The 1183-nt window shown below is 37.0% G+C and carries 1 protein-coding gene; it reads right to left on the bottom strand.

The window, feature by feature from the left end:
* Positions 1-236: 236 nt before the first annotated feature.
* A partial coding sequence (locus ABEA36_RS09185) for a tetratricopeptide repeat protein (RefSeq protein WP_345491371.1) occupies positions 237-1183 on the bottom strand: 947 nt, incomplete at its 5' end.

The following is a 1183-nucleotide window of genomic DNA, read 5'->3' as shown; positions in this document are numbered from 1 at the left end:
CTTGCGCCGCAAGACCAGCACACAATGCTATATTTTGCTCATCTTTTGAGGATAAGCAGGCTGATTGAGTTTGTGCCTTAGTTGATATCGGCACCATTAAAGTGATGAATACCAGTACTAATTTTATCTGTTTAAGCATTCGTTCCATAATCCATTTTTATATATTGAATATGTTACTAGTTTAGCATAAGTGTTGAACTTGCAAAATAAGAGTGTTCATCATAGCGCCCATTACTTTACTCGGTTAAAGGCGGATAATCCGGCCAATTACTTTCATGGGGACTTTCCCCCATTTGAATTGCATATTTTCGCCATAATTGGGCCCGCTCAATATCAAGCTCTTCGCCCATATAGTAGTAACTTAAAAATCGCATCGTAATATAATATCCTTGAATCGATTTTTTAAGATAATAACGTTCTTTTAAAATGGAGTTTTCCCCAACGATTTGCCATTGTAGACTAGGTATAGTTACCCGATTCCATCCATAAAATTCACCAATATAACCGCCATTTATCATATCTAGTTGATAAAAGTACTTTAAAAAATTAAGTCGTTCACAAAGATAATCTTCATCACTAGAATCTTTATATTTATATAGATTCCGATAACGAATTGAATATTTTTCCGCTGTAGTTTCAAGCTGATATCGATTGCTCATCACTATATTGATTAATTGCCACATATTATTATCTGGCTGTAAACGGTATGCCTGTTCTAGGGCTGCAAATGCTTTAGGTATGTCTTGCTTAGTCCCTAACCCTTGCATATACATAAACGCTAATGATCTTAATGCTGGTGCAAAATCTTGCTCTGCCGCGCGCTGGTAAAGTGTAAAAGCCTGCTGCTCATCTTTATCAACAGCAATCCCCATTAAGTAAAAATAGGCCAGATTAGTTTGAGCCAATGCATGCCCCTGAGCTGCTGCCTTTTGATACCAACTGACGGCCAATGAGACATCCGATTCAATCCCTTGACCGTATTCACTTAATGGATAAATGGACAATGGGTAAACATTTGGAGTTAATTGATAAGGTGCAAATTTTGCTTCAATAAAGGGTAAATCAGGATCAATATTTTTACCTTTTTCATCAAAAATATATAATCTGGGTGGTTCCCCGCCGAAGCCATTTTCATAAATGTAACCAATACTGTTCATCGCATCCAAATTACCTTGCGCAGCTG

Source organism: Orbus sasakiae, assembly GCF_039542345.1.
In the GTDB taxonomy this organism is placed as follows: Bacteria; Pseudomonadota; Gammaproteobacteria; order Enterobacterales; family Orbaceae; genus Orbus; species Orbus sasakiae.
Note: the sequence above shows the minus strand (reverse complement) of the source record. Positions and strands in the feature narration are given on the sequence as shown.